The sequence below is a fragment of the Paenibacillus sp. CMM36 genome, assembly GCF_053570945.1.
Window position 1 is genome coordinate 127,874 of the sequence record NZ_JBSEDY010000003.1, and the last position, 21,602, is coordinate 149,475.

The 21,602-nt window shown below is 41.3% G+C and carries 22 protein-coding genes, 1 tRNA gene and 1 pseudogene; 13 read left to right on the forward strand and 11 right to left on the reverse strand.

All coding sequences use genetic code 11. From position 1 onward, the window contains the following. Positions 1-373: 373 nt before the first annotated feature. Together ACWA2B_RS07895 and ACWA2B_RS07900 are read left to right on the forward strand one after the other, a co-directional pair. Positions 374-721 carry an MTH1187 family thiamine-binding protein gene (locus tag ACWA2B_RS07895; protein ID WP_029517883.1) on the forward strand — a complete coding sequence of 116 codons (348 nt, stop codon included), beginning with the start codon at positions 374-376 and terminating at the stop codon, positions 719-721. A gap of 73 nt (positions 722-794) precedes the next feature. Continuing rightward, positions 795-866: transfer RNA gene (locus ACWA2B_RS07900), tRNA-Thr, on the forward strand. 94 nt (positions 867-960) lie between these two features. Here the strand turns inward: ACWA2B_RS07900 and ACWA2B_RS07905 are convergent. Continuing rightward, positions 961-1,149: pseudogene (locus tag ACWA2B_RS07905) on the reverse strand (tyrosine-type recombinase/integrase); the annotation flags it as partial. Positions 1,150-1,376: 227 nt separating this feature from the next. Further along, positions 1,377-2,369: a YiiG family protein gene (locus ACWA2B_RS07910; RefSeq protein ID WP_449291885.1), complete on the reverse strand. Its 993-nt coding sequence runs from the start codon at positions 2,367-2,369 to the stop codon at positions 1,377-1,379. A gap of 916 nt (positions 2,370-3,285) precedes the next feature. On the opposite strand from ACWA2B_RS07910, the gene ACWA2B_RS07915 reads away from it, so the two are divergent. Then, on the forward strand, positions 3,286-4,707 hold the full coding sequence (locus ACWA2B_RS07915) for a transcriptional regulator (protein WP_340953987.1): 1,422 nt from the start codon (positions 3,286-3,288) through the stop codon (positions 4,705-4,707). Positions 4,708-4,889: 182 nt separating this feature from the next. Here the strand turns inward: ACWA2B_RS07915 and ACWA2B_RS07920 are convergent, their stop codons facing one another. Further along, on the reverse strand, positions 4,890-5,408 hold the full coding sequence (locus tag ACWA2B_RS07920; RefSeq protein WP_069010789.1) for a DUF3231 family protein: 519 nt from the start codon (positions 5,406-5,408) through the stop codon (positions 4,890-4,892). A gap of 153 nt (positions 5,409-5,561) precedes the next feature. Here ACWA2B_RS07920 and ACWA2B_RS07925 point away from each other — a divergent pair, with 153 nt between their 5' ends. Beyond that, positions 5,562-5,810: a WGxxGxxG family protein gene (locus ACWA2B_RS07925; protein WP_029516020.1), complete on the forward strand. Its 249-nt coding sequence runs from the start codon at positions 5,562-5,564 to the stop codon at positions 5,808-5,810. Between the two features lie 228 nt (positions 5,811-6,038). Here the strand turns inward: ACWA2B_RS07925 and ACWA2B_RS07930 are convergent, their stop codons facing one another. After that, a complete protein-coding gene (locus tag ACWA2B_RS07930) occupies positions 6,039-6,542 on the reverse strand; it encodes a hypothetical protein (RefSeq protein ID WP_340931251.1) in 504 nt (167 codons plus the stop codon). A gap of 408 nt (positions 6,543-6,950) precedes the next feature. On the opposite strand from ACWA2B_RS07930, the gene ACWA2B_RS07935 reads away from it, so the two are divergent. The 3 genes from ACWA2B_RS07935 to ACWA2B_RS07945 all read left to right on the forward strand — a co-directional run bounded on the left by ACWA2B_RS07935 (position 6,951) and on the right by ACWA2B_RS07945 (position 8,907). After that, positions 6,951-7,547, forward strand: coding sequence for a glycosyltransferase (locus tag ACWA2B_RS07935; protein ID WP_340931252.1), 597 nt, complete (start codon positions 6,951-6,953; stop codon positions 7,545-7,547). Between the two features lie 223 nt (positions 7,548-7,770). After that, positions 7,771-8,652, forward strand: a complete 882-nt coding sequence (locus ACWA2B_RS07940) for a glycosyltransferase family 2 protein (protein WP_029516018.1) — start codon at positions 7,771-7,773, stop codon at positions 8,650-8,652. A gap of 147 nt (positions 8,653-8,799) precedes the next feature. Next, the gene (locus ACWA2B_RS07945) at positions 8,800-8,907 is read left to right on the forward strand and encodes a hypothetical protein (RefSeq protein ID WP_023986758.1); all 108 of its coding nucleotides are present in this window, start codon (positions 8,800-8,802) and stop codon (positions 8,905-8,907) included. Positions 8,908-9,127: 220 nt separating this feature from the next. On the opposite strand, the gene ACWA2B_RS07950 is transcribed toward ACWA2B_RS07945, so the two are convergent. Next, positions 9,128-9,769: a hypothetical protein gene (locus ACWA2B_RS07950; RefSeq protein WP_449291886.1), complete on the reverse strand. Its 642-nt coding sequence runs from the start codon at positions 9,767-9,769 to the stop codon at positions 9,128-9,130. Between the two features lie 276 nt (positions 9,770-10,045). Next, positions 10,046-11,158 (reverse strand): SPRY domain-containing protein, encoded by a 1,113-nt coding sequence (locus tag ACWA2B_RS07955; RefSeq protein WP_449291887.1) that lies wholly within the window; start codon positions 11,156-11,158, stop codon positions 10,046-10,048. 365 nt (positions 11,159-11,523) lie between these two features. Here ACWA2B_RS07955 and ACWA2B_RS07960 point away from each other — a divergent pair, with 365 nt between their 5' ends. Further along, positions 11,524-12,339, forward strand: coding sequence for a DUF2935 domain-containing protein (locus ACWA2B_RS07960; RefSeq protein WP_039270320.1), 816 nt, complete (start codon positions 11,524-11,526; stop codon positions 12,337-12,339). Positions 12,340-12,473: 134 nt separating this feature from the next. Here ACWA2B_RS07960 and ACWA2B_RS07965 read toward each other — a convergent pair whose 3' ends face one another. The 3 genes from ACWA2B_RS07965 to ACWA2B_RS07975 all read right to left on the reverse strand — a co-directional run bounded on the left by ACWA2B_RS07965 (position 12,474) and on the right by ACWA2B_RS07975 (position 14,538). Further along, positions 12,474-13,373: an alpha/beta hydrolase family protein gene (locus tag ACWA2B_RS07965; protein ID WP_449291888.1), complete on the reverse strand. Its 900-nt coding sequence runs from the start codon at positions 13,371-13,373 to the stop codon at positions 12,474-12,476. A 147-nt stretch (positions 13,374-13,520) separates the two neighbouring features. Next, positions 13,521-13,886 (reverse strand): cupin domain-containing protein, encoded by a 366-nt coding sequence (locus ACWA2B_RS07970; RefSeq protein ID WP_039270324.1) that lies wholly within the window; start codon positions 13,884-13,886, stop codon positions 13,521-13,523. Between the two features lie 109 nt (positions 13,887-13,995). Further along, positions 13,996-14,538: a GNAT family N-acetyltransferase gene (locus ACWA2B_RS07975; protein WP_080658582.1), complete on the reverse strand. Its 543-nt coding sequence runs from the start codon at positions 14,536-14,538 to the stop codon at positions 13,996-13,998. Between the two features lie 176 nt (positions 14,539-14,714). Between ACWA2B_RS07975 and ACWA2B_RS07980 the strand changes: the two genes are divergently transcribed. Both ACWA2B_RS07980 and ACWA2B_RS07985 read left to right on the forward strand, forming a co-directional pair. Continuing rightward, entirely contained in the window at positions 14,715-15,569 is an 855-nt protein-coding gene (locus ACWA2B_RS07980; RefSeq protein ID WP_029516010.1) for an aminoglycoside 6-adenylyltransferase, read from the forward strand. Further along, positions 15,553-16,146, forward strand: a complete 594-nt coding sequence (locus tag ACWA2B_RS07985; protein WP_318627639.1) for a dienelactone hydrolase family protein — start codon at positions 15,553-15,555, stop codon at positions 16,144-16,146. The genes ACWA2B_RS07980 and ACWA2B_RS07985 overlap by 17 nt, the downstream gene beginning before the upstream one ends. A 322-nt stretch (positions 16,147-16,468) precedes the next feature. Here ACWA2B_RS07985 and ACWA2B_RS07990 read toward each other — a convergent pair whose 3' ends face one another. Then, the gene (locus ACWA2B_RS07990) at positions 16,469-17,158 is read right to left on the reverse strand and encodes an ArsR/SmtB family transcription factor (protein WP_029516008.1); all 690 of its coding nucleotides are present in this window, start codon (positions 17,156-17,158) and stop codon (positions 16,469-16,471) included. Positions 17,159-17,256: 98 nt separating this feature from the next. On the opposite strand from ACWA2B_RS07990, the gene ACWA2B_RS07995 reads away from it, so the two are divergent. The 3 genes from ACWA2B_RS07995 to ACWA2B_RS08005 all read left to right on the forward strand — a co-directional run bounded on the left by ACWA2B_RS07995 (position 17,257) and on the right by ACWA2B_RS08005 (position 21,196). After that, positions 17,257-17,895 carry a flavin reductase family protein gene (locus ACWA2B_RS07995; RefSeq protein ID WP_165148038.1) on the forward strand — a complete coding sequence of 213 codons (639 nt, stop codon included), beginning with the start codon at positions 17,257-17,259 and terminating at the stop codon, positions 17,893-17,895. Positions 17,896-18,048: 153 nt separating this feature from the next. Beyond that, positions 18,049-19,341 carry a homocysteine synthase gene (locus ACWA2B_RS08000; RefSeq protein WP_165148041.1) on the forward strand — a complete coding sequence of 431 codons (1,293 nt, stop codon included), beginning with the start codon at positions 18,049-18,051 and terminating at the stop codon, positions 19,339-19,341. A gap of 190 nt (positions 19,342-19,531) precedes the next feature. Next, on the forward strand, positions 19,532-21,196 hold the full coding sequence (locus tag ACWA2B_RS08005) for a CoA-disulfide reductase (RefSeq protein WP_449291889.1): 1,665 nt from the start codon (positions 19,532-19,534) through the stop codon (positions 21,194-21,196). On the opposite strand, the gene ACWA2B_RS08010 is transcribed toward ACWA2B_RS08005, so the two are convergent. Continuing rightward, positions 21,181-21,549, reverse strand: coding sequence for a VOC family protein (locus tag ACWA2B_RS08010; RefSeq protein WP_029516003.1), 369 nt, complete (start codon positions 21,547-21,549; stop codon positions 21,181-21,183). The genes ACWA2B_RS08005 and ACWA2B_RS08010 overlap by 16 nt on opposite strands. Between the last annotated feature and the right edge of the window lie 53 nt (positions 21,550-21,602).

Genomic DNA, 21,602 nt, shown 5'->3' on the forward strand with positions numbered 1-21,602 from the left:
CCAATGAAGGGGGAAAAGATGGTTCCCGTACGATTTATCGGCTACATCACTATATTTAGACGTGTTATGAATATTTAACCCAACATATTGTGTGTAAAAACTTAAAATTTCAAATAAGTGCAAGGAGTATTATAGCAACATTCGAAGCCATACGTAAAGGAAAAGGAATGGAAAATCAAAATATACAGAGAAGTCGCGGGCTGTATTTGAATTGAGACAGTTTGAACGGTACAATGAATGATAAAGATGTTTCCTACAGAAACAAGCAGCATACATATGAACTTTTTTTGTGAAATAAGGCTGCTCGCTCTATAGAATGAAATTTTAGATTTTTAAAGAAGCGATGATTTTAATTTTAGGGAGGAACCTGGCGATGGCTATTGCAGAAGTGACAGTGATCCCGATTGGAACGGGGAGTACAAGCCTGAGCGACTACGTTGCCCAGATGCAAAAAGTGTTGAAGACGCAAAAAGGAATTACCTATGAGCTTACCTCCATGAGTACGATTATTGAAGGTTCGTTGGACGATGTATTCACCGCCATCGCTGCGCTGCACGAAGCACCATTCCTGTCAGGAGCGAAGCGTGTTTCCACCTCGGTCAAAATTGATGATCGCCGTGACAAGCCTTCCTCCAGTCACCAAAAGCTCCGCTCTGTAGCAGAGAAACTATCTGGCACCGTGACAGGAAATGTTACCGAACTAAATCCAAATCCTAGTTGAAAAAGTTGATGTAAGTGATTGATTTTTATGTAACTAAGAGTATAATAGTTTTTGTTGTCAGTTACACTGACCTGCTGGTGTAGCTCAGGGGTAGAGCAACGCACTCGTAATGCGTAGGCCGGGGGTTCAATTCCCTTCACCAGCATAGCTATCAACTCAAGCACAGCGCGGCTTCCAAGCTTTTTGGAGGACGCGCTTTTTTTGTTGGAGTGAGCATTTTTCTACCATTCTTCTAATCTTTAATCTAGTAAAGTGGGTTTTTCAGTGCTAATACTCTCACCTGTAATTGAATCGCCAATGTTTTTTAACACCGCCTCTTGGAGATTCGGAAGAACATGTGAATAGGTATCCAGAGTTACATTGATAGACGAATGTCCAAGTTGCTCTTGAACGTTCTTCGGATGAATACCAGCTTTGAGAAGTAAGGTTGGTTATTTTTACACTTTCAGGATTATGCGGTTCCAGAAATTAAAGCAGCATTTTTAAATCTTATTGTTAATGCGCCGGATAAGCTTTTAACCACCATCATAGCATTCACCCTCAAGTTACCATTGGAGGACTTTAAAGCAAAAGCTCTGCTAACCTTATGGTTGGCAGAGCTTGTTCGTTACCGGAACTCCGTATTTGTTTTCGCAGCCCCTATCGTTAGATACGCTTAATTTATTTCATTATATCGTTCGACTGCCTTGCTTAGCTTATAATTGAAATTCTCAGGTGTGCCATCCGTAGTGTTCAGGAACTGGCCGTTCAGGTCAGAATCAGATACAGGTTCCTTCTTATTGATGCGTTCAATAATTTTCGAAGCAGCCGCTTTTGCCTCAGTGGCTGAGTCAACATAGTTCCTGATACTGAAGCTGTTAATCCCTTCTTTTTGAACTCGATTCTTGTCTTTTGAGATTGTCATGAGCGCACTTAGATCTGCGGTCATAATGTCGTATTTGGCTTTAAACTTCGTCATATCAAGCTGCAGCACATTGTCGGCGGTGATACCCTGCTCATCCATTTCAATGGCCGTAGCCTCGGCATCTATCATGAACTTCAAGGCATTATACCTGATCTGCTGGTCTGAATCCTTGAGTTTTTGCAGTTCAGCCAGACGCTGCTCGTTACCCAATTTTTGCATAGCCGTGAAGTATTGTTTGGAGACAGTCTCGTAAGCGAGATTGGCACTTACCAGCTTGGTATGCAGCTGTTTTCCTTTTGCGAAGTCATCATCCACGTAGCCTTTTGTATCATAGTAGGCTTTCATCTCGTCCAGGACGGACAACAGATCATTGATGACCGGTGTCAGTTTGATCACTACGGGATCTGCGTTCGCAAAAGCAGGTTGGCTTGCGGTATAGCCGTTCGCTTTATCAATAACTTCCCGCTCAGTTTCAGCAACGCCGAGCATGATGAAGCTGAAGTTCTTCTCGATTACAGGCTGTGTATCCACTCCGAACTTCTCGAAATAATGAACCAGAACCTCATTGATTCTGCCTGTCATCAAGTTATTCAGCCTCACATACGCATTGTATTTTTCGATTTCTTTGCTCTCGCCGGACGTAACGCCTGCAGTCGCTTGATTCACGGTGGATGTAATGGCAGAACAAGCGGACAACATTGCACCCAACATGATAATGGAAATAAAGAATGATAGCTTTCTCAAAATAGTGATTCCCCCGACTGAGTAATTTAACGTGCTCTTCTTTTGTAAGATGTCTGAATAGAGAACAACTGACCTTTTCCGGGCGATTAAATTCCCTCTTCGCCGCATACCGATGTTAATTGTAAAACAATCTATTCAATTTTAAATTTATTTGGTGAATAGGTCTTGAGACTTGAGTAGCATAATTTTATAAATTTCTTTGCTGTTGACGATTGCTCTGCCAACTTCCTAAATGCTTATATTCCTCTGGTCTCAGTGGTGGTTTCCCCATTGGAAATATTCCTGAAATATGATGTCCCTTATTTCTTTACTAACCATAATCGTACTCCTCTCCTTCACATAAAAGATGATACCTTTGTTTACCTAGACGAACTCATTTTAGTACAATTTTGCTACATATTGGAATATCCTACCCGTTAGCTTAACGTCGCCGTGCAGACTAGTCTGCAACTTTTCAGTAGGCTGCTGTAATATGCCAGCTATGAAGGATCTGGAGATAAAGACAGGGAGGCGGATAATTCTACACTACAGGATATCGTCCTCTGGAGGACTGGAATCGCAATCAGAAGATATCATGCACGCAGGAGACGGAGAAGGGTACTTTAGAGAGCATTAGGCATCAATGCGTATGCCGGGGGTTCAATTCCCTTCACCAGCATTCTATGAAACTCAAGCACAGCGCGACTTCCAAGCTTTTTGGAGGTCGCGCTTTTTTGTGACTTTGGACAATCTTCTACGCTGAGGTCTTTTTAGTAGGATTATTATGCTAAATATAATTAGTTTTTTTGCTTTGTTTCATGCTAAAGGCCGAATTCTTACATTAGTTGCATAGTATATTGACAGATGGTCAATTTTGGTGAAAAATGAAGTTAGTTTTTAAAAAATATGGAATATTTAAGCGGAAGGTGGCTATGGCATGAAGCATACACCTACGATACGAACAGAATTAGACAAATACTTAAAACAAGAGAGCATGAGTCTAACGCAATTCGGGCATATAGCAGGCATGAATAGGGGAATAGTAAGCGCTATTGTGACGGGGAATAAGTCTATGTCTGTTAACCAGCTTGACCTAATTACTGAAGCTATGGGTTTACCGGAGGGCTACTTTTACGATTTATTCATAGAAAACTACATCATCGACACCCCACCGAATATGAGGCGAATCGAGCCGTTTTTGTTTCGCTGTGCGGAGTTGGACAAGTTAGGCGCGATCCGTCAAGTGGTGGGAACCATCATGGACAATCTACTCTATTCACCCAAACTATTTGAGATTGCAGAAATGTTATTAGCGCAGGGACGAAATGATGCTGCATTGCTGCTCTATGAGGGCGTAGCTGAAGCCGAGAAGTACCAACATTCTGAACGTTTAGCCATCTGTCAATATCGCATATTCACGATTCAGATTGGAGATGATCAAAGCCGAAATATCAAGGCAGCTATACTGTTTGAGCCTTATGTCGAGCGACTAGATGAATTAGATCAGCTTGACGCATTGAAGGATTTGGCTAACGTATATAGGTCTTTACGTAAATGGGACAAGGTTGATGAACTAGCCCGAAAAATGAGAGATAAAGCGGAAATCCAATATACTTTGAAACATGAACAGAAGAGTCGAGAGCGTAATGAATCTACTAAGAAGCTAACTCGTCCCTTGTTTGTATACATTTCTTATGCCGATTTATTGTGTGCGAGTGTCTGTGAAGCTCAAGGCAACTATCAACAAGCTCTAGAATATACATACACCTACGCTAATCTAGATTGGGTTAAAGAGACTGACGACGATACTCAACACTGGATTAGCTTGTTCAAAAGTTGGGCAGAAGGTAATACTTACGTATATAAACTGTTGTCAGGAGATATAAGTGTGCTTCAAGATTATGTTGAATATATTGCAGCAACATCCGCCACTAACGAGAATGAGAAAATCTCAAAACTGTTGAATGTTATAATTTCAGCAAACCAATATAGTATAGATGTAGAAGGTATACTTCAGCAATTTGAAGCCGAAATAAATGCTTTTGCACAACAGCAACTATCATCAGATGATATGTATACCCAACAAGTGATACCGGCTTATATCGCGTGGTTTGGTTACGAGTTATCTTATTATTATTTACATCGAGGTTCTTACATTGATGGTTTTAAACATTTGATGTATTCATTAGTAAGTTATCATACACTAAATAATGAGACTTGTTTTATAAACTGTTTGGGTTTGTTTTTACATTTTCGGGATTATGCGACTCCTGAAACCAAAGCAGCATTTTTAAATTTTATGGAAAAGGTGTGGATGACCAATGTTGAAAAAAATGGTACTGCTAATCATCGCGGCTAGCTTTTTGTTTATTGTTACTGTGCCGGATCAAGCCCTTAACCACCACAATAGTATTCAGCCTTACGTTACCATCGGAGGTGCTTAACGTAACAAAACCAATCCCCGCTAACCTTAACTGGTCGGCGGGGATTTTTGTTGAACAATCTAAGGGGAACAGTGTGTTGAGGAATCGTACTGGAAATTTAGGCTTTAACTGGTTCAGGTCTTTTTAATTGAAGAGGGGGAGGTATTAGCCAACCCTTTTCTTTATTCATTTTTAAAATACGAACTCCCAAAGCAGTCTTAGTTAGATGATATTTCGCAAATAAAGCCCCGATGTCTTCTCTAATGGATTGACCCATAGCTTGGCTGCAAGATGTCAATCCTACAGTGGTATCTAATGCGATTTTAGCTGCGATTTCGGGATCAGTAAACCTTGCACCAACCGGGATATCCTCAAGTTTCACAGGGGGTCTTTCAGGCAAAATAGGAGCTGGGGCAATCCCATTATCAGTAAGCATTGCATCGCATTCTTGGATTTCCAGTTTAGCTTGATCAATAAGATCATCCAGTATTTTTTTGAGTTCTTTGTCTCCTGCGTGGTTTAAACATGCTTGGTAAAATGAAACGCTGCCTTTCGCTAACGCTGAAAACTGCCATACACTATAAACTTCTCCGTAATGCATGGGCTCGTCTTTTGGATTCCCGCTTAGGATACCCATTATAAAAACCACTCCTTTTTAATTTTAATGATGTACGAATTTATGATTCCCAGTAGTGAAGATTTAATGTGTGTATAAGAAATAAGTTCAATTGGCATGCTAAATACATTAAAAAATTGATTGCAAACACAAATTTAAAGGAGTGGTTTAGGTATGTTGAAAAAAATGAAGATAATGGCTGTTGTTGCATTAATGATTTCAAGCTTTGGAGCGGCAGTAGCATTTGCTGAAAACAGTCAAAACAATATGGGCACAAACGACAATGGTAGAACACAAATGCTAACTACTACTAATAATAATGATAACGATAATAATAATAATTGGGGGTGGCTTGGCCTGTTGGGATTAATTGGATTGGCAGGTTTAAAACGTCGCGAGCCTGAAAACCACAGTAAAAGATAATCGTAAACAACAACTCAAAAACAACAACTCAAAAACAACAACTCAAAAACAACTAAACAATCCCCGCTAACCATGCTTGGTCGGCGGGGATTGTTTACTTTTAGGATTCACCACGCCGATCACCGAATAGCTATTAAGATTAACTAATCTTATTTTTCCGTGATCAATGTGAATTTAGAGTAAATGAAAGGGCTCCTCTACTTAAAACGTCAGGGTATCTTTTCTGTTTTATGGAGTAGTGGGTAATGCAGTTTCCTTCTCTTCGTTATTTTTAACTTTTCTTGTTATTTTCTTAGTTCTCCGTCTAAGAATGACGAACATATAAACTATAGCAATCAAAAGTGACTTTATATAGAAAATGTCATCTAATTGTTGATAATAGAAAGACAAAACCAAAATAAAAGTAAAGACAGAGACAATAATCCTTACCGCCAGATGATGAATAAACTTTATAAATTTACTATGTTCATTACTTTTTTGAAGATCAATTATTAAGTATAGTACAAAAACAGGTATGGCAATCGAAGCTCCTTTTAATATATCCTCTATTGATTGTGATCTAACTGTAATAAATATTAGATACGACAAAGCAAGCGTACCAAAAGTAATAAAGGAAGTGACGACATTTTTAAAATTTAAGAATCCTAATAACCATCGTACCAGTACTTTGAAAGGATATAATATAAAAATTAGTGCAAACAAGCCCATGAATACTTCTATCATATATTCCATTCTAACTCTCCTTATGTTATTTAGAACTTAATTCTATACACTTACTATTTTCATTTATTAAATGTTCTCATATATCCACATCGGTTGTGGTATTTGCTTTTTATCTGCCATACATATTATCGGTATTTCCTGTTATTTTCTTTGATTATTTGTTCCATTGAAACAATTTTCTAACTAATGTGATAATGTCTTGTTGCCTCAATTTACCTTCTAACAAAACCTCTTGATCGTGACATGGCTCCCACAATGATGGAAAACTGTAGATAATCAATAATCCTCTGTATAAAATTTCGGATATTTCAACCATAATAAGACAGCCTGTTTTATTCCAAACGTACAGAGGAGTAGATAAAATCGAAAAACAAATGGCTGTTGGCATTGCCGTTAACCTTGGCGCTCGTTTTTAGCATGACTCCGTTAGTAGTCGCGCAAGCGAAGGTAGGGGAGGAGAAGGGTTCTGCTTGCCTAAGTTCCAAAATGGTGCAACTGAAAGGCGATATGCAGAAGGTATGGATCGACCATACGATATGGACGAGGAACTATATTGTCAGCGCCATATCTAATCTTCAAGATCAGAAGGACGTATTGGACCGGCTTTTACGGAACCAGCAGGATATAGGCAATCTGATCAAGCCTTATTATGGGGAAGCCGCTGGTAATAAGCTGGCTGATCTCCTGAGGGAGCATATTCTGATCGCAGGCAAAATTGTAGCGGCTGCCAAAGCGGGCAATCAGGCGGATGTGAAAAAGCTAGAGGCGGATTGGCATACAAACGCCGACGATATCGCCAAATTTTTAAGTGATGCGAATCCGAACTGGCAGTTTAAAACGTTACAAGATATGCTGTATACGCACCTTCAGTTGATTACGGAATTAGTCCTTGACTATACCAAAGGAGATTGGAGAGCGGGGATTGCAGCAACCGACAAAAACGAGATCCATATGATTCATTTAGCGGACATTCTGACAGAAGGCATTGTCAAACAGTTTCCTGAAAAATTTTAAGTGAGCGCTATAGACGCTGCAAAGCAGATTAGCTTTCTATAAATACCCCAAAGGGTGGCTATGGAAAGCTTTTTTTACCGAGAAGCCGCCTCAAAATATATTTCAATACATATACTTGGAGCATGAACATTCGAAGAAATAGTTTTCGAGAAAAATAGGGAAGTTGGCTTTTATGCAAAATAATATTTTCTAATTTTAAAATGTAGAATGGAGGGAACTTCTTGTGCCACGAGCTTCAGTTATACTGCCAGTTTATAACACTGTGTCCTTTGTTTGGGAAGCAATCCACAGTATATTAGCTCAAACCTATTCCGATTTTGAATTGATTATTATTGATGATGGCTCAACAGATGGATCCGCTTTTGTTATTTCACAAATAACAGATCCTAGAGTGGTTAAAATATTCCATAGTACCAATCAAGGTTTGGTTGCTACTTTAAACGAGGGATTCAATAGGGCAACTGGTGAATATATCGTTCGTATGGATAGCGATGATATTTCTACGCCAGATCGATTGGATGTGCAAATATCATTCATGGATCAAAATCCCTTAATTGATGTATGTGGTGCTGCTTTTACTACTTCTAGTGGAGGGGCACTTAAGGTGAATCCGGCTAGTCATGAAGAAATTAGAACATGGTTGTTATTTCATTGCTGTATCTGCCATCCTGCTACAATATTACGCAATAGCATGATACATCGGCTAAACATTCAATATGATAGTAGTTATCCTCATGCCGAAGACTACGAACTGTGGAACCGATTAGCCTCTCAGGTACAAATAGCAAACCTCCCCATAAGCTTATTATATTATCGTCAACATAAAGGACAAGTGTCCATTCAGCACAGAGCCATACAAGACGACACCGCTCGGAGAATTCGTCAAAGACAGTTTAGCCAGTTGGGCTTGGAATTATCAGATGAAGAGAATCAGATGATGCTGAATATTCTTGAGTTTAAAATTAATCCCTATGATTATAATTGCTACACTAAAGCTGTGGGATTTGCAAATTGGGTGTTAGATCAAAACCGTAAGTATCAGATTTACAATCAGGAACTATTAAGCATGGCTTTTTCGCGGTGTATATCTCATCTTCCATATTAACAAAGATATCAGCACGCGATCGGAAAGTATCCTAATATTCCGCTGGCATGCGTAAATGGAGTGCTTTTTATGTTTACCTGAATGCCCGGTCATAAAACATATTTACACATATATTAAGATGAAGACAAATAAAGGAGGGCTAAAGCTATGAGCGGATGTGCAGGTGCAGCTGTTTGCGGTGTGTGGACTTCTACAGCGGCTATTTTGGTGCTCTATATCCTCTTGGTTATCATCCTTAAATCATGTTGGGTTTAATTTTGCGAAAAGAATTGTATGATAATGACCCATCAATCAAGTTGAACGACCTTCTTTCATTCTGTCCGAAATTAGATTAGATAAAAAGCTCTGCTAACCTTATGGGTCGGCAGAGCTTTTTGCATTTGAACAATTTCCTAATCACTTTATTTAGCCGGATAGAGTCCCTCTCGTTGTGTATTTAGTTGAATACTCGCTTAAGGGCTTGCATGATTAAAATTTATTGATTTTCTTTCGTGAGAAAAGAAGCTGCTAACAGTGTAGTATTCGTATAGCCACCTGAAATATTTTCATATGAAAAATTAGCGATAGGAACTCCAATAACTGTAGCAACGTCTCCTTCAAAAATTTCCCCACTTGCTCCCGGATAAACTGCCATTACTGTATTATCATTTTCATCACTAATATAAACGATAGCCGTTGTTCCTATAGGAATGTTATCTTCTTCTATATCTATTACATCGCCGCTTATTTTTACAAATTTGTTTAAGTATAAGTTCAAATTTTTATTTAAGTGTTTTGTTGTTACGGATTTGTCTACTAGATTAATGACTCTGCTTTTATCTGTGGAAGGAAATAAGTCACTGTTTTTAGCAATGAAGTCATAAGACGTTTGTTCCATAGAAGCTTGATCTTCTGTTAACATGGGGGTTCCATCTTTCATGAATTCAGCAAATAAATATTGTTTATCTGTGACCTGATTTGTAGAAGCTTGCTGAGCAGTATTTTCATTGCTTGCTGTTTGTTCAGTAGCAAAGGATGTACTTGAAGACCCAGACCTTGTCGTTGCTTCTTTGAAATTGCTTCCACAAGCTGTTAGAGCTACAGAAAGTAGAGCAATGAATAGAGCTTTTTTTAACATGACGAATTCTCCTGTGAGTATCCTCATCGGTTGAGGTAGTTGCTCATTTTATCTTGTTACCTTTATTATCGAATATTAGGGTTGAATAAATAAGCAAAGCACAGCTTCCAGGCTTTTTGGAAGCCGTGCTTTTTTTGTTTAAAAAACGATTTGCAAACTTTTAGTCTAGAAAAAATGTATCGTCCAGTATAGCAATTTAGGCGTGATTTTGAGATTAAGTAAATATAAAGAAGGACTTCATCGGCAAGTTAGCCGACATGAAGCCCTTCATCATGCTTATTTAGTTGAATATTCGCTTACTTCAAATGTGAGAATTTTGTTGAAGATTACGTAGTCTTTGCGATTGCTGAATGGACCTTTGTTGTTATTGTGCTTGTCAATGGCAAAGAAAGAAGCACCTCTACCAGCATCTTTAGCGTCATACCAAGCGATGAAGGCATTCAGTTCTTTTTTACTCAAATCGAATTCTTTATCAAATCCATTGTCCATCGTTACCGTCAGAATGGCGCGATCACCAGTTGGTTGGGAGGCCCCATCGGTATCTGACGGATCAGGCTTTGTAGATGGATCCGGTGTAGTAGACGGATCAGGCTTAGTGGACGGATCCGGTGTAGTAGATGGATCTGGTGTTGTAGATGGATCTGGTGTTGTAGATGGATCTGGTGTTGTAGATGGGTCTGGTGTTGTAGATGGGTCAGGCTTTGTAGACGGATCTGGTTTAGTAGACGGATCTGGTTTAGTAGATGGATCAGGCGTTGTAGATGTACCCGAATCTTGATAAGGTAAAAAACCTTCTGGTACAGAATATTTAAAAGCGCTTGCTCCAAAATTAGCAGTAAGTTTTTTTTCTGATGCATTGCCATTGTAGATTAGTGGGAACACTTGTGATCCAGCAAGCTCTGAAGGTTTTGCAATGCTTGTTCCTTGGGAAACCCCATTTTTGTACCATGTGACTTTGTCGTTGTCCAAATCTAAAGCTACACCAATCACGTCATTGCTGCCAAACATACTACCATAAGGAGTTCTTTGAATATTGTTTGATGTGTTTTTTGTTCTAATTAACAGTTGACCATCCAAGCCATATTTAGCCATCATTTCCCATGACGATGTGGGTAGTGTACCTGTTTCCCCAGTAATTCCTATTAAAGTTATAGAATCGTACCTATTATCATTTACGCTTACTTCCCAGAACCATTTGCCTGAAGCTTTCCCAATAGTTGCTTTGTCGGCATCACCGTTACTCCCAAGAATCCTTACTAAAGATCCATTTGTCCAAGTCACATTTGTAGTTTCTGCTTTTGTAACGGTAGGGAACAATGAGAACACCGAAGCTCCAATAAGAAGGGCTAACACTATTGTTCCTAGTTTTTTGAATATAATATTCTTCATGACTTCCTCCTAAATATATGTAATAACAAGTGAATTATAGAACTAGATTGGGAGAAATGTCCAAACATTAAATGATATAAATTCAAATATGAGTATTATTATGGAATTTAATTTGTTTCAGGGGAACCTAGGTCGTCGAAAGTATGAAAAGGAGAAAACTCTAAAAGATCTAATAACTTTGACGGTCATTAGCCAGTATGAAGAAATATTTCAGGTACATAAATAAGGCAACAGAGTTACGAGTCACAATAGCTCAACTTCAAAATTAGATTTGTATGAGATTTGGAACTTCATCATTCATAATGACCTGGCATATCCCATATGACTAAGTAAGTGCTTTTTGCTCACATAGAGGAGGGATATGATTGGATGCATTCGTAGCGCGCTCATTAGATGAAATACGATTTTGGTCCAGGATTATGAAGGAGCATTCCTTTTTTCTGGGGTTAGGTTTTAGAGCGGAAGATACTCAACTTAAAACAGAAGCCAATCAGTTTTACGCTATTTTCGAGGATATCGAGAAAAGGTCGCATGAATTTAATAACAAGACAGATCCTTATACAATCAAAGAGTTTAATACGGAAGTTCAGAATGCGGCGACGAATATTTGGGCATTTAAGAGGATGGTACTGGGCCTTATATTACAATGCAAGCTTCCTGGACAAACCAATTTTCCTTTACTGGTAGATCACGTAAGTCGGGAAGCAAATTATTTCAGAAACCGTTTAGGAGAACTGAATTCAGGAACACTTGAACCCTTACCTGATGCTATTATTGACGAAAATGTATTTTTCTTAAAAATCATGGCCGATCACGCAAAATTTATAGGCCATTTACTTGATCCATCCGAACGTAAACTGGTTGAACAAGCTAGGGAGTTTAGTAATGATTTTGATATGCTAATGTTTCAAGCGATTGACCTAAGTCATATGCGACCACAGTCACAAACCGTTCCACTCCTGAGTCAATTTGTTGATGAGAACCGTGTCTCTGTGAAGTCCTTGCGTGATTTTAAGAAAACAGCGCGTGATTTAATCGACGAGTGCCGAATAAAAAGCATTATCCATCCTTTATTAGCCGATCATGTATTTCGTGAAGCTGAGAGGTTCCTTTTTATTCTCGATATGTTTGATCAATCCTTATCAGGTGTTAAGGTGAATAAGAGAGAAATCATGCACTGAGAGAGCCCAGCCAAAAGAACACAGTTTCTGTAAAATATCCAGTGGAAATAAAGCTTTAGACTGAACAAAAAATCAAACAGCGGCGGACCAAGACTTGAAAGATAAAGTCTTAGACAGCCGCTGTTGTCATCCAACTAACGTGTATGAGCATATAGAAAATCCAATATGTCAGCATTAAGTCCCCTATGGAAATGTTCGCGATCAAAGCCGGGAGGGTCTTGCGATGGGAGAAAGGCTGGAGTCCTCATCGATTTCGGGAAGGGACTCAGAAAGGAGAAATGTCCGGCGTTTTTTACTGTTTTGTATTGTACCTTCTTAGGGTCCAGCACGCCATCCAATATTATACGCGCGTGTAAAGAAGGAGTGTACTGATCCTTCTCTGCATCCATCATTAAGATAGGTAGATTAACCGTACGCAAGCTATCTTCAGCTCGAAACCAGACCGACGCTGGCGCTAGTAAAACGAGGCATTTTACTCGGTAATCTGGTGTAACCTCTATAAGCTGGGGCTTTCCGTCCGAGGTCTCGTGAGGAAAAGAAGTCGGCACGCCACCTGCCGCTGCTAATACCGTATAACCACCCATGGAATGTCCAATGAGCGACACAGCATTCCTTATCAAATTGTCCTTGAAAAGCATACTATCGAAAAACCAATCGGTGGCCATATTAAGATGTCTAGGTCTATAGATAAGATTCTGGGCAGTCCCTTCCAGACTATTATCATTTCGATTGTTAAATGGATGCTCTGGAATGCCGACAATAAAACCATTACGTGCTAAATACTGCGCCAAAATCCGATACACAAGCGGTGTACTGCCAGTACCGTGAGAGATGATAACCAAAGGGAACCTTCCTTCCGATGGCCCTGCCTCTCTCGCCAACTCTAACTGGTATGGACCCAATCGCTCTATTTGTTCGGGTTCGTTCGTTGGATACATTACCATCATGGGAAATATAATGCCTAGAGAGGAATCCTTTATTTCTACTTCTCGCCATCCTGCATAACTATTCTTAAATTCTGCATTTCTTATCATCCACTATACTCTTCCTTTCTCGAAATTTTTGTTTAACTATCCCCCCTGCCCGTTGCTTAATGCAATAATAGACAGCTACGGAGTGCATACGCCCCATCTCCGATCAGCTTCAATTTTTCTTGTTCACTTCTAATTATTGCTATATATTCAAATCCAAGTATCATTGGCTGCCGTTAATTCTGACTCTGCTCCTCCAGTATTTACCACTCCCCTCGGCTCTACTAGCATGATATGGCACTCCTCATGGGCGAAAGGTTTATGTTCGACCCCCTTAGGTACAATAAACATCTCTCCCTGAGAAACTTGTACCCGTCCATCTCTAAAATCAATGAACATCTCACCTTCAAGTACAATAAAGACCTCGTCGGTATCCTGATGATCATGCCATACAAAATCCCCAACTATTTTCACCAATTTAAATTGATAGTCATTCATTTCACCAATAACTTTCGGAGACCAATGATCACTAAACTTAGATAACTTTTCATTCAGTTTGATGGATTGATACTTCATAATAACCTCCTTGGAATTTCCCGAAATTCAATTACAATAATAAGAATATTGAAATTTGGTACTTTTATCTACCACCTACAATGGTTAAATGATTGTTCACTCTGAAAAACTAGATATCCTCAGATGGATTTATAATCGCCAAAACCTGGTGATCCTCCCATTTTCCGTTGATCTTTACGTTGCTTCGAGAGATGCCTTCTTTGTGAAAGCCAGCCTTCTCAAGCACACGTATGGATCCTGGATTCTGGGGAGAGGCTTCCCCGAAGATCCGGTGAAACTTTAGCTCATCGAAGGCATAGTGAACCACTTGCTTCACCGCCTCCGTCGTATAACCCTTTCCGTTATATGCTTGGTCTAGACTGTATCCGATCATACAGCTCTGAAGCGGTCCTCTCACCACAAAAGATAGGCTTATGCTGCCTATAATCCGGTCGTCCTCCTTGTGGCATACCACGAAGGAATATTTCCGGTCTTCCATCATGTCGGCCTTGCTTTTAATAATCGTCTGGAGCTGGTGCTCCTCCGTATAGTACTTCTCTTGGTTGTTTGGCGAAAACTTCTCAAAGAATTCTCGATTGCGCTTGTACATTGCTGCCAACTCTGCGGCGTCCGTCTCCTCAGAGAACCGGATGTATACTCGCTGCTCCGACATCTGCACCATCCTTCCAAACTGTAATATTGAAAGAATTATATCACAGGATGAAGATTGGGAAATTGATTTGATGAATGGTGTATATCAGGCAGCATTCCTTTGAATGTTAACTAAAAATATATACCGTAATTATTGGATTGGATATAATGTTTTCTAAAAAAGGAGGATATATTGTAATGAATAATGCTTACGAAGTGCTTGAGGAGCGTATATCCGAATGGGGAATCTCTAATGAGGAAATTATTGCGGTTTATATCGTTGGGTCCCGGGCAAGAGAGGACAAGCCTTTTGATGAGTTTTCTGACTTGGATGTAGTCGTCTTTTCAACGAATCCAGATTACTATCTTCAAAATGATCAATGGTTACTAAACATCGGCAAAGTTTGGACCAGCTTTATGTTTCGAACGGCAAAAGGGGATCCGGAAAAACTCGTTCTCTTTGACCAAGGGGCTGAGGTTGATTTTCTATTCCGTCATATTTCTGATCTGGATCATATAATCAAAAATGGACGTATTCCTGAAGGATTTCAGCGGGGGGTCAGGATGCTGCTCGATAAGACGGGGAATGGAAATCAAATCATTTCTCAAACCACAACGATCCCGGATACTCCTCTAATATCTGAAGGTGCTTATCTACAGGTTGTTAACATGTATTGCTTCGCCTCTCTATATGTGGCTAAACAAATTTTGCGTAATGATCTGTGGGTAGCTAAGCAAAGAGATATGGACTGTAAACAATTATTGCTGCAAATGATAGAGTGGCATGCAAAAGCTGTACATGGATCGGAATATGATACTTGGCATGCAGGGAAATTCATGAATGAATGGGCTGATCAAGATGTTGTTACTGATTTGAAGAAATCTTTTGGGAAATACGATCCCAATCATAGTTGGGAAGCATTGGTCGTATCCTTAAAGTTGTTCAAACGATTATCCTCGGAAGTGGCAGCTAAGTATAAATACGCGTATCCGGATGAATTATTTTCCCATATTCAAAACTGGTTAGGGGGACAATATGATAAGCATAGATAAAAAGTCGAGCACCCTAATTGTTGTACTGCATGAGATTTATGGGATTAACAAGCATATACAAAATTTTTGTAGCCTATTATCAGATCAGGGTTATGATGTCATTTGTCCAAATTTACTAGGCAAAGAAACGCCTTATGACTATTCGCAAGAGGAAAGTGCCTATACCAATTTTATAGAAAATATAGGATTTGAACGCTCTTTCTATCATATCGAAAGTTTATTATTAAGTATTCGAGCTCGCTATAAAAAGGTATTTATCGTCGGCTTTAGCATAGGGGCAACGGTTGCCTGGCTGTGTAGTAAAGAAAAGTATGTTGATGGAATTGTAGGATACTATGGCTCTCGTATTAGGAATTATTTAGAAATAGCTCCACATTGTCCAACACTGCTTTTTTTCCCACAGGAAGAACCATCATTTAATGTGGATGAGCTCATTTCAATTTTAGATAACCGTAATATCCGGGTACATAAATTCAGCGGACAGCACGGATTCAGTGATCCGTACTCTCCCCGATATAACGTACATTCGGCTCAGCAATCATTTAACGAAACGGTAGAGTTCTTCAAGAGAGGTTGATCAATGAACAGCTTCATCCAGCCCACACCTGTTTCATTACTCTGGGGAAACGCACAGTCTTGATATGCGGATTAGTCATATGTATACACATCATTGACTATGAAAAGGAGACGTATGTGGCTGTGGCTACCTTTTTTTCATAATACCATTCAACCTTCTCCGGCAGATGGGGCAAAAGCGGCGGATCAGAGCGGGAAAGCTTCTTAATTTATCCTGCTTACTACGACAGGAGTTAACTTTCAGGACTCCGCCATTGCTATTGCCCAATTCAAACAGTCTGCTTGATTTGAGGTAATGCGAAAAATAAAAGGACTCTGATGATCTAGTCGACCTCTATCGAAAATATCTCTTTAAAACCTCTTTTACCCTCGGCTGTAATACGTATCGCTCGGGTTGTAGGCAGACGCTCGATCCAATGTAATTCGAATAATCTGTCCAGAATAGCACTTCCTAAAGCACCGGCAAGGTGATGGCGTCGTTCACTCCAATCCAGGCATTTATGTGAGAAAGAGCGGCGCTTTTGTCTTGTTTTTGTAAGGTCAATCTGAAAGTCAGTGAAGAAAGTCTCTCCTTGGTCCGTAATATGAAGCCCGTCCTGATCCTCGGAAAGAATCCCCTTTTGCATGAAAAAATTCATGAGCTGTACGCCTAATTGACCCGCAACATGATCGTAGCAAGTTCTTGCCAACCGTATGGCCTCGTTTTCGGAGGCTTGTTTGAATGACTTGATTGGAACAGGTGGAGCTATGGATAAAAATGACTCCATCACCCGGGCAACTTCGGGGTCTTGAATGCCATAGTAACGGTGACGCCCTTGTTTTTCCACAGTAACGACGTGTGCCTCGGTCATTTTAGCCAGATGGAAGCTGGCCGTTTGCGGTTTGATGCCTGCCATATGGGCCAATTCACTTGCCGTGTGGAATCTGCCGTCTAATAAAGCGGTGAGTATAGCTGCACGAGAAGGCTCGCTAACAAGAGAAGCAATCATAGCTACATTTGACTTGGTACTCATGGCACGGTTATCCCCCTTTGTAATCCATACTTCGATGAAGGTTGAAATATTTATATTTTACAATAGGGAGGTAGATCTGAATAGAAGGAGAAGAGATAATGAACCCAACAAATCAGATGAATGAGATGAATCATACCCCAAACGTTAAAACGATTAACCCTAGCATTTTATATTACGGAACCCCTGTGATTTTACTCAATACGGTGAATGAGGATGGAACGACCAATATTAGCCCGATTTCCTCCTCGTGGGCATTAGGAGATTGTGTGGTACTAGGCATTGGAACAGGTGGCAAAGCATTAGAAAATATGGAGCGGCATCCCGAATGTGTAATCAATGTTCCGGGACCTTCCATGTGGGAAAATGTAGAACGTTTGGCTCCTTATACAGGTAAGAATCCTGTTCCAGCGGAAAAAAAGGAACATGGATTTATGTACCATAAAGATAAGTATGAGATCAGCGGACTCACTTCGATTGAGTCGAATAGGGTCAAGCCTGCCCGAATTAGGGAGTGCCCTATTCAAATTGAAGCCAAGGTGAGGGATGTAAGAATTCCTGACCATTCTCCTTATTTTGCTATCGTCGAAACTCAAGCCATACAGGTGCATGTTCATCAGGATATCATCCTCGGCGAGAACCATATTGATCCGACAAAGTGGAGTCCGCTCATCTACAATTTCCGCCATTATTTTGGTCTGGGTGAGCATTTGGGCAAAACCTTTCGATCCGAAACCTGATGCTTTAAATAAAATGATAATATCCTACCTGAATAATGAGAATTATCTTCCCAAATCGTTCTTTTTGTGCGAGAATAATTGAAAAATCATCCATGACTACGCATACAGGAAGAGACGATTCATACAGCACGTATAACAAGGGAGGAAATAATCATGTCAGAAGAACGCAAGCTGTCATTCGAAACTCTCGCTGTCCATGCCGGACAAGAGATTGATCCTACTACCTTTTCCCGCGCCGTTCCGTTGTACCAAACCACTTCATATGGATTTCGGGATGCCGAGCATGCGGCTGATTTGTTCTCGCTGAAAGAATTCGGCAACATTTATACGCGTCTGATGAATCCGACCACGGATGTGTTCGAGCAACGGATTGCCGCACTGGAAGGCGGGGCTGGCGCGTTGGCCACAGCTTCGGGAATGGCGGCGATTTCCTTCTCCATTCTGAACATTGCGGGAGCTGGAGATGAAATTGTATCAGCCTCCAGCCTGTATGGCGGTACATATAATCTGTTTTCTACCACACTGCCCAAATTGGGTATTAAGGTGCATTTTGTCGATTCGGATGATCCAGAGAATTTCCGCCATGCCATTACGGATAAAACGAAGGCCATCTTTGCCGAAACGATTGGCAATCCACAGGGCAATGTGCTGGATGTGGAAGCAGTAGCGGCGATTGCGCACGAATATGGTATTCCGCTGATTGTGGATAACACGTTCCCAAGTCCTTACTTATTGCGTCCTATTGAATACGGAGCGGACATTGTCGTGCATTCGGCAACGAAGTTTATTGGCGGACACGGTACGTCTATTGGTGGGGTGATCGTGGACAGCGGCAAGTTTGACTGGAAAGCGAATGGTCGTTTCCCGGGGCTGACTGAGCCGGACCCGAGCTACCACGGAGTTGTTTACACCGAGGCGGTGGGACCTATCGCATATATTATCAAGGCACGGGTGCAATTGCTACGGGACTTGGGAGCTGCCATTTCTCCGTTCAATTCATGGCTGCTGCTTCAAGGCTTGGAGACACTTCATCTGCGGCTGGAAAGACATAGTCAAAATGCCTTGAAGGTAGCGCAATATCTCGAAGGCCACAAGGATGTGGAGTGGGTAAGCTACACCGGGTTGCCGAGCCACCCGTCCTACGCATTAGCTCAAAAGTATTTGCCGAAAGGACAAGGAGCAATCCTGACCTTTGGTATTAAAGGTGGAAGCCAGGCGGGAAGCAAGCTAATTGCGAATGTAAAGCTATTTTCTCATTTGGCGAATGTAGGTGATTCCAAGTCTTTGATTATTCATCCGGCAAGCACAACGCACCAGCAGTTGAATGAGGAAGAACAGGTTGCTGCCGGAGTCAAACCGGAGCTGTTACGCCTATCTGTCGGGACAGAAGCAATAGACGATATATTGTATGATCTGGAGCAGGCGATCGCGGCCAGCCAGCAGTAGTAGCAGTAGACTCTTCTTAGACTAAGTGTGACAGAGCATTCGTGTAGCATCGCAAGTGATTTTTCGACCCAGATCGGTATTCGTTCAGGGTTGATCAGGCGGGGGGCAACCTCCGTCTTTTTTTGCGTGTTGACAACATACCCCCATAGGTATATACTATACCCCATAGGGTATATAAGGAGGGGAAGAAGTGGGTAGAAAAATAGTTATTATTGGCGGGGTAGCAGGTGGAGCTTCTGCTGCTGCGAGATTGCGTAGATGGAATGAGGAAGACGAGATTACTCTGTTTGAACGCGGAGAGCATGTTTCTTTTGCGAACTGTGGCCTTCCCTACTATATTGGCGGGGTAATCCCTGCGCGAGAGAAGCTGTTTCTCCAAACACCTCAAGGGATAAGAGACCGTTTTAATATAGATGTGCGGGTACTGAAAGAAGTGATACAAATAGACCGGGAGCAGAAGCTCGTCCATTTCCGCGATATGGTTACAGGGGAAACAGATGAGCAGCCATATGATATTGTGGTATTGTCGCCGGGAGCCAAACCGATGATACCGGACATTCCCGGATTACATGAAGCTATGAATCTATTTACATTAAGAAATATTCATGATACGGACGTTATTAAGGCATATGTAGATGAAAGACATCCAAAGCATGTCACGGTGATCGGGGCCGGATTTATTGGGCTGGAGATGGCCGAGAATTTGCGAGAGCGTGGACTTGCAGTAACTATTATTGATATGGGACAACAATTATTGAATCCGCTGGACCCTGAAATGGCTAAATTGGTAGAACAGCATATGAGACTGAACGGGGTGGAGGTGCGTTTAGAGGAAGGAGTCACGGCTTTTGAAGAGCAGGGTGCACAACTTCGTTTGACCTCCGGGGGTGTGCTTCAGACGGACATGGTTATTCTGGCGATCGGTGTTGTTCCTGAAAATGAGTTGGCCAAGCAAAGCGGATTGGAACTTGGTTTTCGCGGCGCCATCCTGGTCAACGCCCAACTGCAAACCAGCGATCCGGCCATTTATGCGGTGGGGGATGCCATCCAGGTCAAGGACCGCAATCATGGGTTTGCAACGATGGTATCGCTAGCTTGGGGAGCCAATCGTCAGGGGCGCTTGGCAGCGGATCATATTAACGGTCAGACAATTTCTTATGATGGGGCGCTCGGAACATCCGTCATTAAGACCTTTGCATTGACTTCAGCATCTACAGGTAATAATGAAAAAACATTACAGCGGCTGGGTGTTCCTTATCAGGCTGTTCATATTCATCCCGGTTCGCATGCTGGTTATTATCCTGGCGCATCACCCATCGCTATGAAGCTGCTCTTTAATCCCGAGAATGGGATGATCTATGGGGCGCAGGCTGTTGGAGCTGATGGAGCAGACAAAAGAATTGATGTCATTGCGACGGCTATTCGTGGTCATTTGAACGTCCGAGAACTGGCTGATATTGAACTTGCTTACGCACCTCCCTATTCTTCAGCAAAAGACCCTGTGAATATGGCTGGCTACGTGGCTTCGAATATCATGGATGGGCTGGTCCAAACGATACAGTGGCATGAAGTTGATGATTTTCACCGAAAGGGTGGTCTTATTATTGATGTTAGGGATGCAGTGGAGCTACAGGCAGGAGCCATTCCAGGTTCGATTCATATTCCTCTGGCCGAGATTAGAGAGCGGATGGCGGAAATCCCTAGTGATCTGGAGATCGCGGTATCCTGCCAAGTTGGTCTGCGAGGCTATATTGCGGCCCGAATTTTGATCCAATACGGTTATCGGGTGAGGAACGTTGATGGTGGCTATAAGACGTATTCGGTTATGGCTGAACGTGATCATCTCTTAAAATAGTTCATCACCCATCCAATCTGGTTGAGGTGATCTGTTACTTCGCCGTGCAGCGCACCAAAGAAAGTATCTTGTAGCTCCACGGTAACGGTACCCTTTTCTGCTAGTGCGTGGTAAGCCTGCTTAAGCTCGTCCTCACTTTCACAGTCGAGAATGATTTGTACATGCTGTGCTTTCAGCGGCTTACCGTAGGAATCCGAAAAATGGATATGACTGCTACCCAGGTGAAGTTCAGCGTGCAAGAGTCTGCCTTCCTGCTTGTTTAGCACTTTGATTTTTCCGCCTAAAACCGATTGGTAATAGTCAATTGACTGCTGCACGTCGTTTACAATGACAAAAGGGCTTGCACTTCTCATGGAATCATTTCCTTTCCTGTCTTTAATGTAGGATTGCTACTGTACATTATTTA

Excerpts from the sequence above, each read along its gene's own strand:
- ACWA2B_RS07980 (WP_029516010.1), top strand. The coding sequence starts at position 14,715 with ATGAATAATGCTTACGAAGTGCTTGAGGAGCGTATATCCGAATGGGGA.
- ACWA2B_RS07965 (WP_449291888.1), bottom strand. The coding sequence starts at position 13,373 with ATGATAAGAAATGCAGAATTTAAGAATAGTTATGCAGGATGGCGAGAA.
- ACWA2B_RS08010 (WP_029516003.1), bottom strand. The coding sequence starts at position 21,549 with ATGAGAAGTGCAAGCCCTTTTGTCATTGTAAACGACGTGCAGCAGTCA.
- ACWA2B_RS07995 (WP_165148038.1), top strand. The coding sequence starts at position 17,257 with ATGAACCCAACAAATCAGATGAATGAGATGAATCATACCCCAAACGTT.
- ACWA2B_RS07935 (WP_340931252.1), top strand. The coding sequence starts at position 6,951 with ATGACTCCGTTAGTAGTCGCGCAAGCGAAGGTAGGGGAGGAGAAGGGT.
- ACWA2B_RS07945 (WP_023986758.1), top strand. The coding sequence starts at position 8,800 with ATGAGCGGATGTGCAGGTGCAGCTGTTTGCGGTGTGTGGACTTCTACA.
- ACWA2B_RS08000 (WP_165148041.1), top strand. The coding sequence starts at position 18,049 with ATGTCAGAAGAACGCAAGCTGTCATTCGAAACTCTCGCTGTCCATGCC.
- ACWA2B_RS07920 (WP_069010789.1), bottom strand. The coding sequence starts at position 5,408 with ATGGGTATCCTAAGCGGGAATCCAAAAGACGAGCCCATGCATTACGGA.
- ACWA2B_RS07990 (WP_029516008.1), bottom strand. The coding sequence starts at position 17,158 with ATGAGTACCAAGTCAAATGTAGCTATGATTGCTTCTCTTGTTAGCGAG.
- ACWA2B_RS07950 (WP_449291886.1), bottom strand. The coding sequence starts at position 9,769 with ATGTTAAAAAAAGCTCTATTCATTGCTCTACTTTCTGTAGCTCTAACA.
- ACWA2B_RS07915 (WP_340953987.1), top strand. The coding sequence starts at position 3,286 with ATGAAGCATACACCTACGATACGAACAGAATTAGACAAATACTTAAAA.
- ACWA2B_RS07985 (WP_318627639.1), top strand. The coding sequence starts at position 15,553 with ATGATAAGCATAGATAAAAAGTCGAGCACCCTAATTGTTGTACTGCAT.
- ACWA2B_RS07895 (WP_029517883.1), top strand. The coding sequence starts at position 374 with ATGGCTATTGCAGAAGTGACAGTGATCCCGATTGGAACGGGGAGTACA.
- ACWA2B_RS07975 (WP_080658582.1), bottom strand. The coding sequence starts at position 14,538 with ATGTCGGAGCAGCGAGTATACATCCGGTTCTCTGAGGAGACGGACGCC.
- ACWA2B_RS07925 (WP_029516020.1), top strand. The coding sequence starts at position 5,562 with ATGTTGAAAAAAATGAAGATAATGGCTGTTGTTGCATTAATGATTTCA.
- ACWA2B_RS07955 (WP_449291887.1), bottom strand. The coding sequence starts at position 11,158 with ATGAAGAATATTATATTCAAAAAACTAGGAACAATAGTGTTAGCCCTT.
- ACWA2B_RS07970 (WP_039270324.1), bottom strand. The coding sequence starts at position 13,886 with ATGAAGTATCAATCCATCAAACTGAATGAAAAGTTATCTAAGTTTAGT.
- ACWA2B_RS07930 (WP_340931251.1), bottom strand. The coding sequence starts at position 6,542 with ATGGAATATATGATAGAAGTATTCATGGGCTTGTTTGCACTAATTTTT.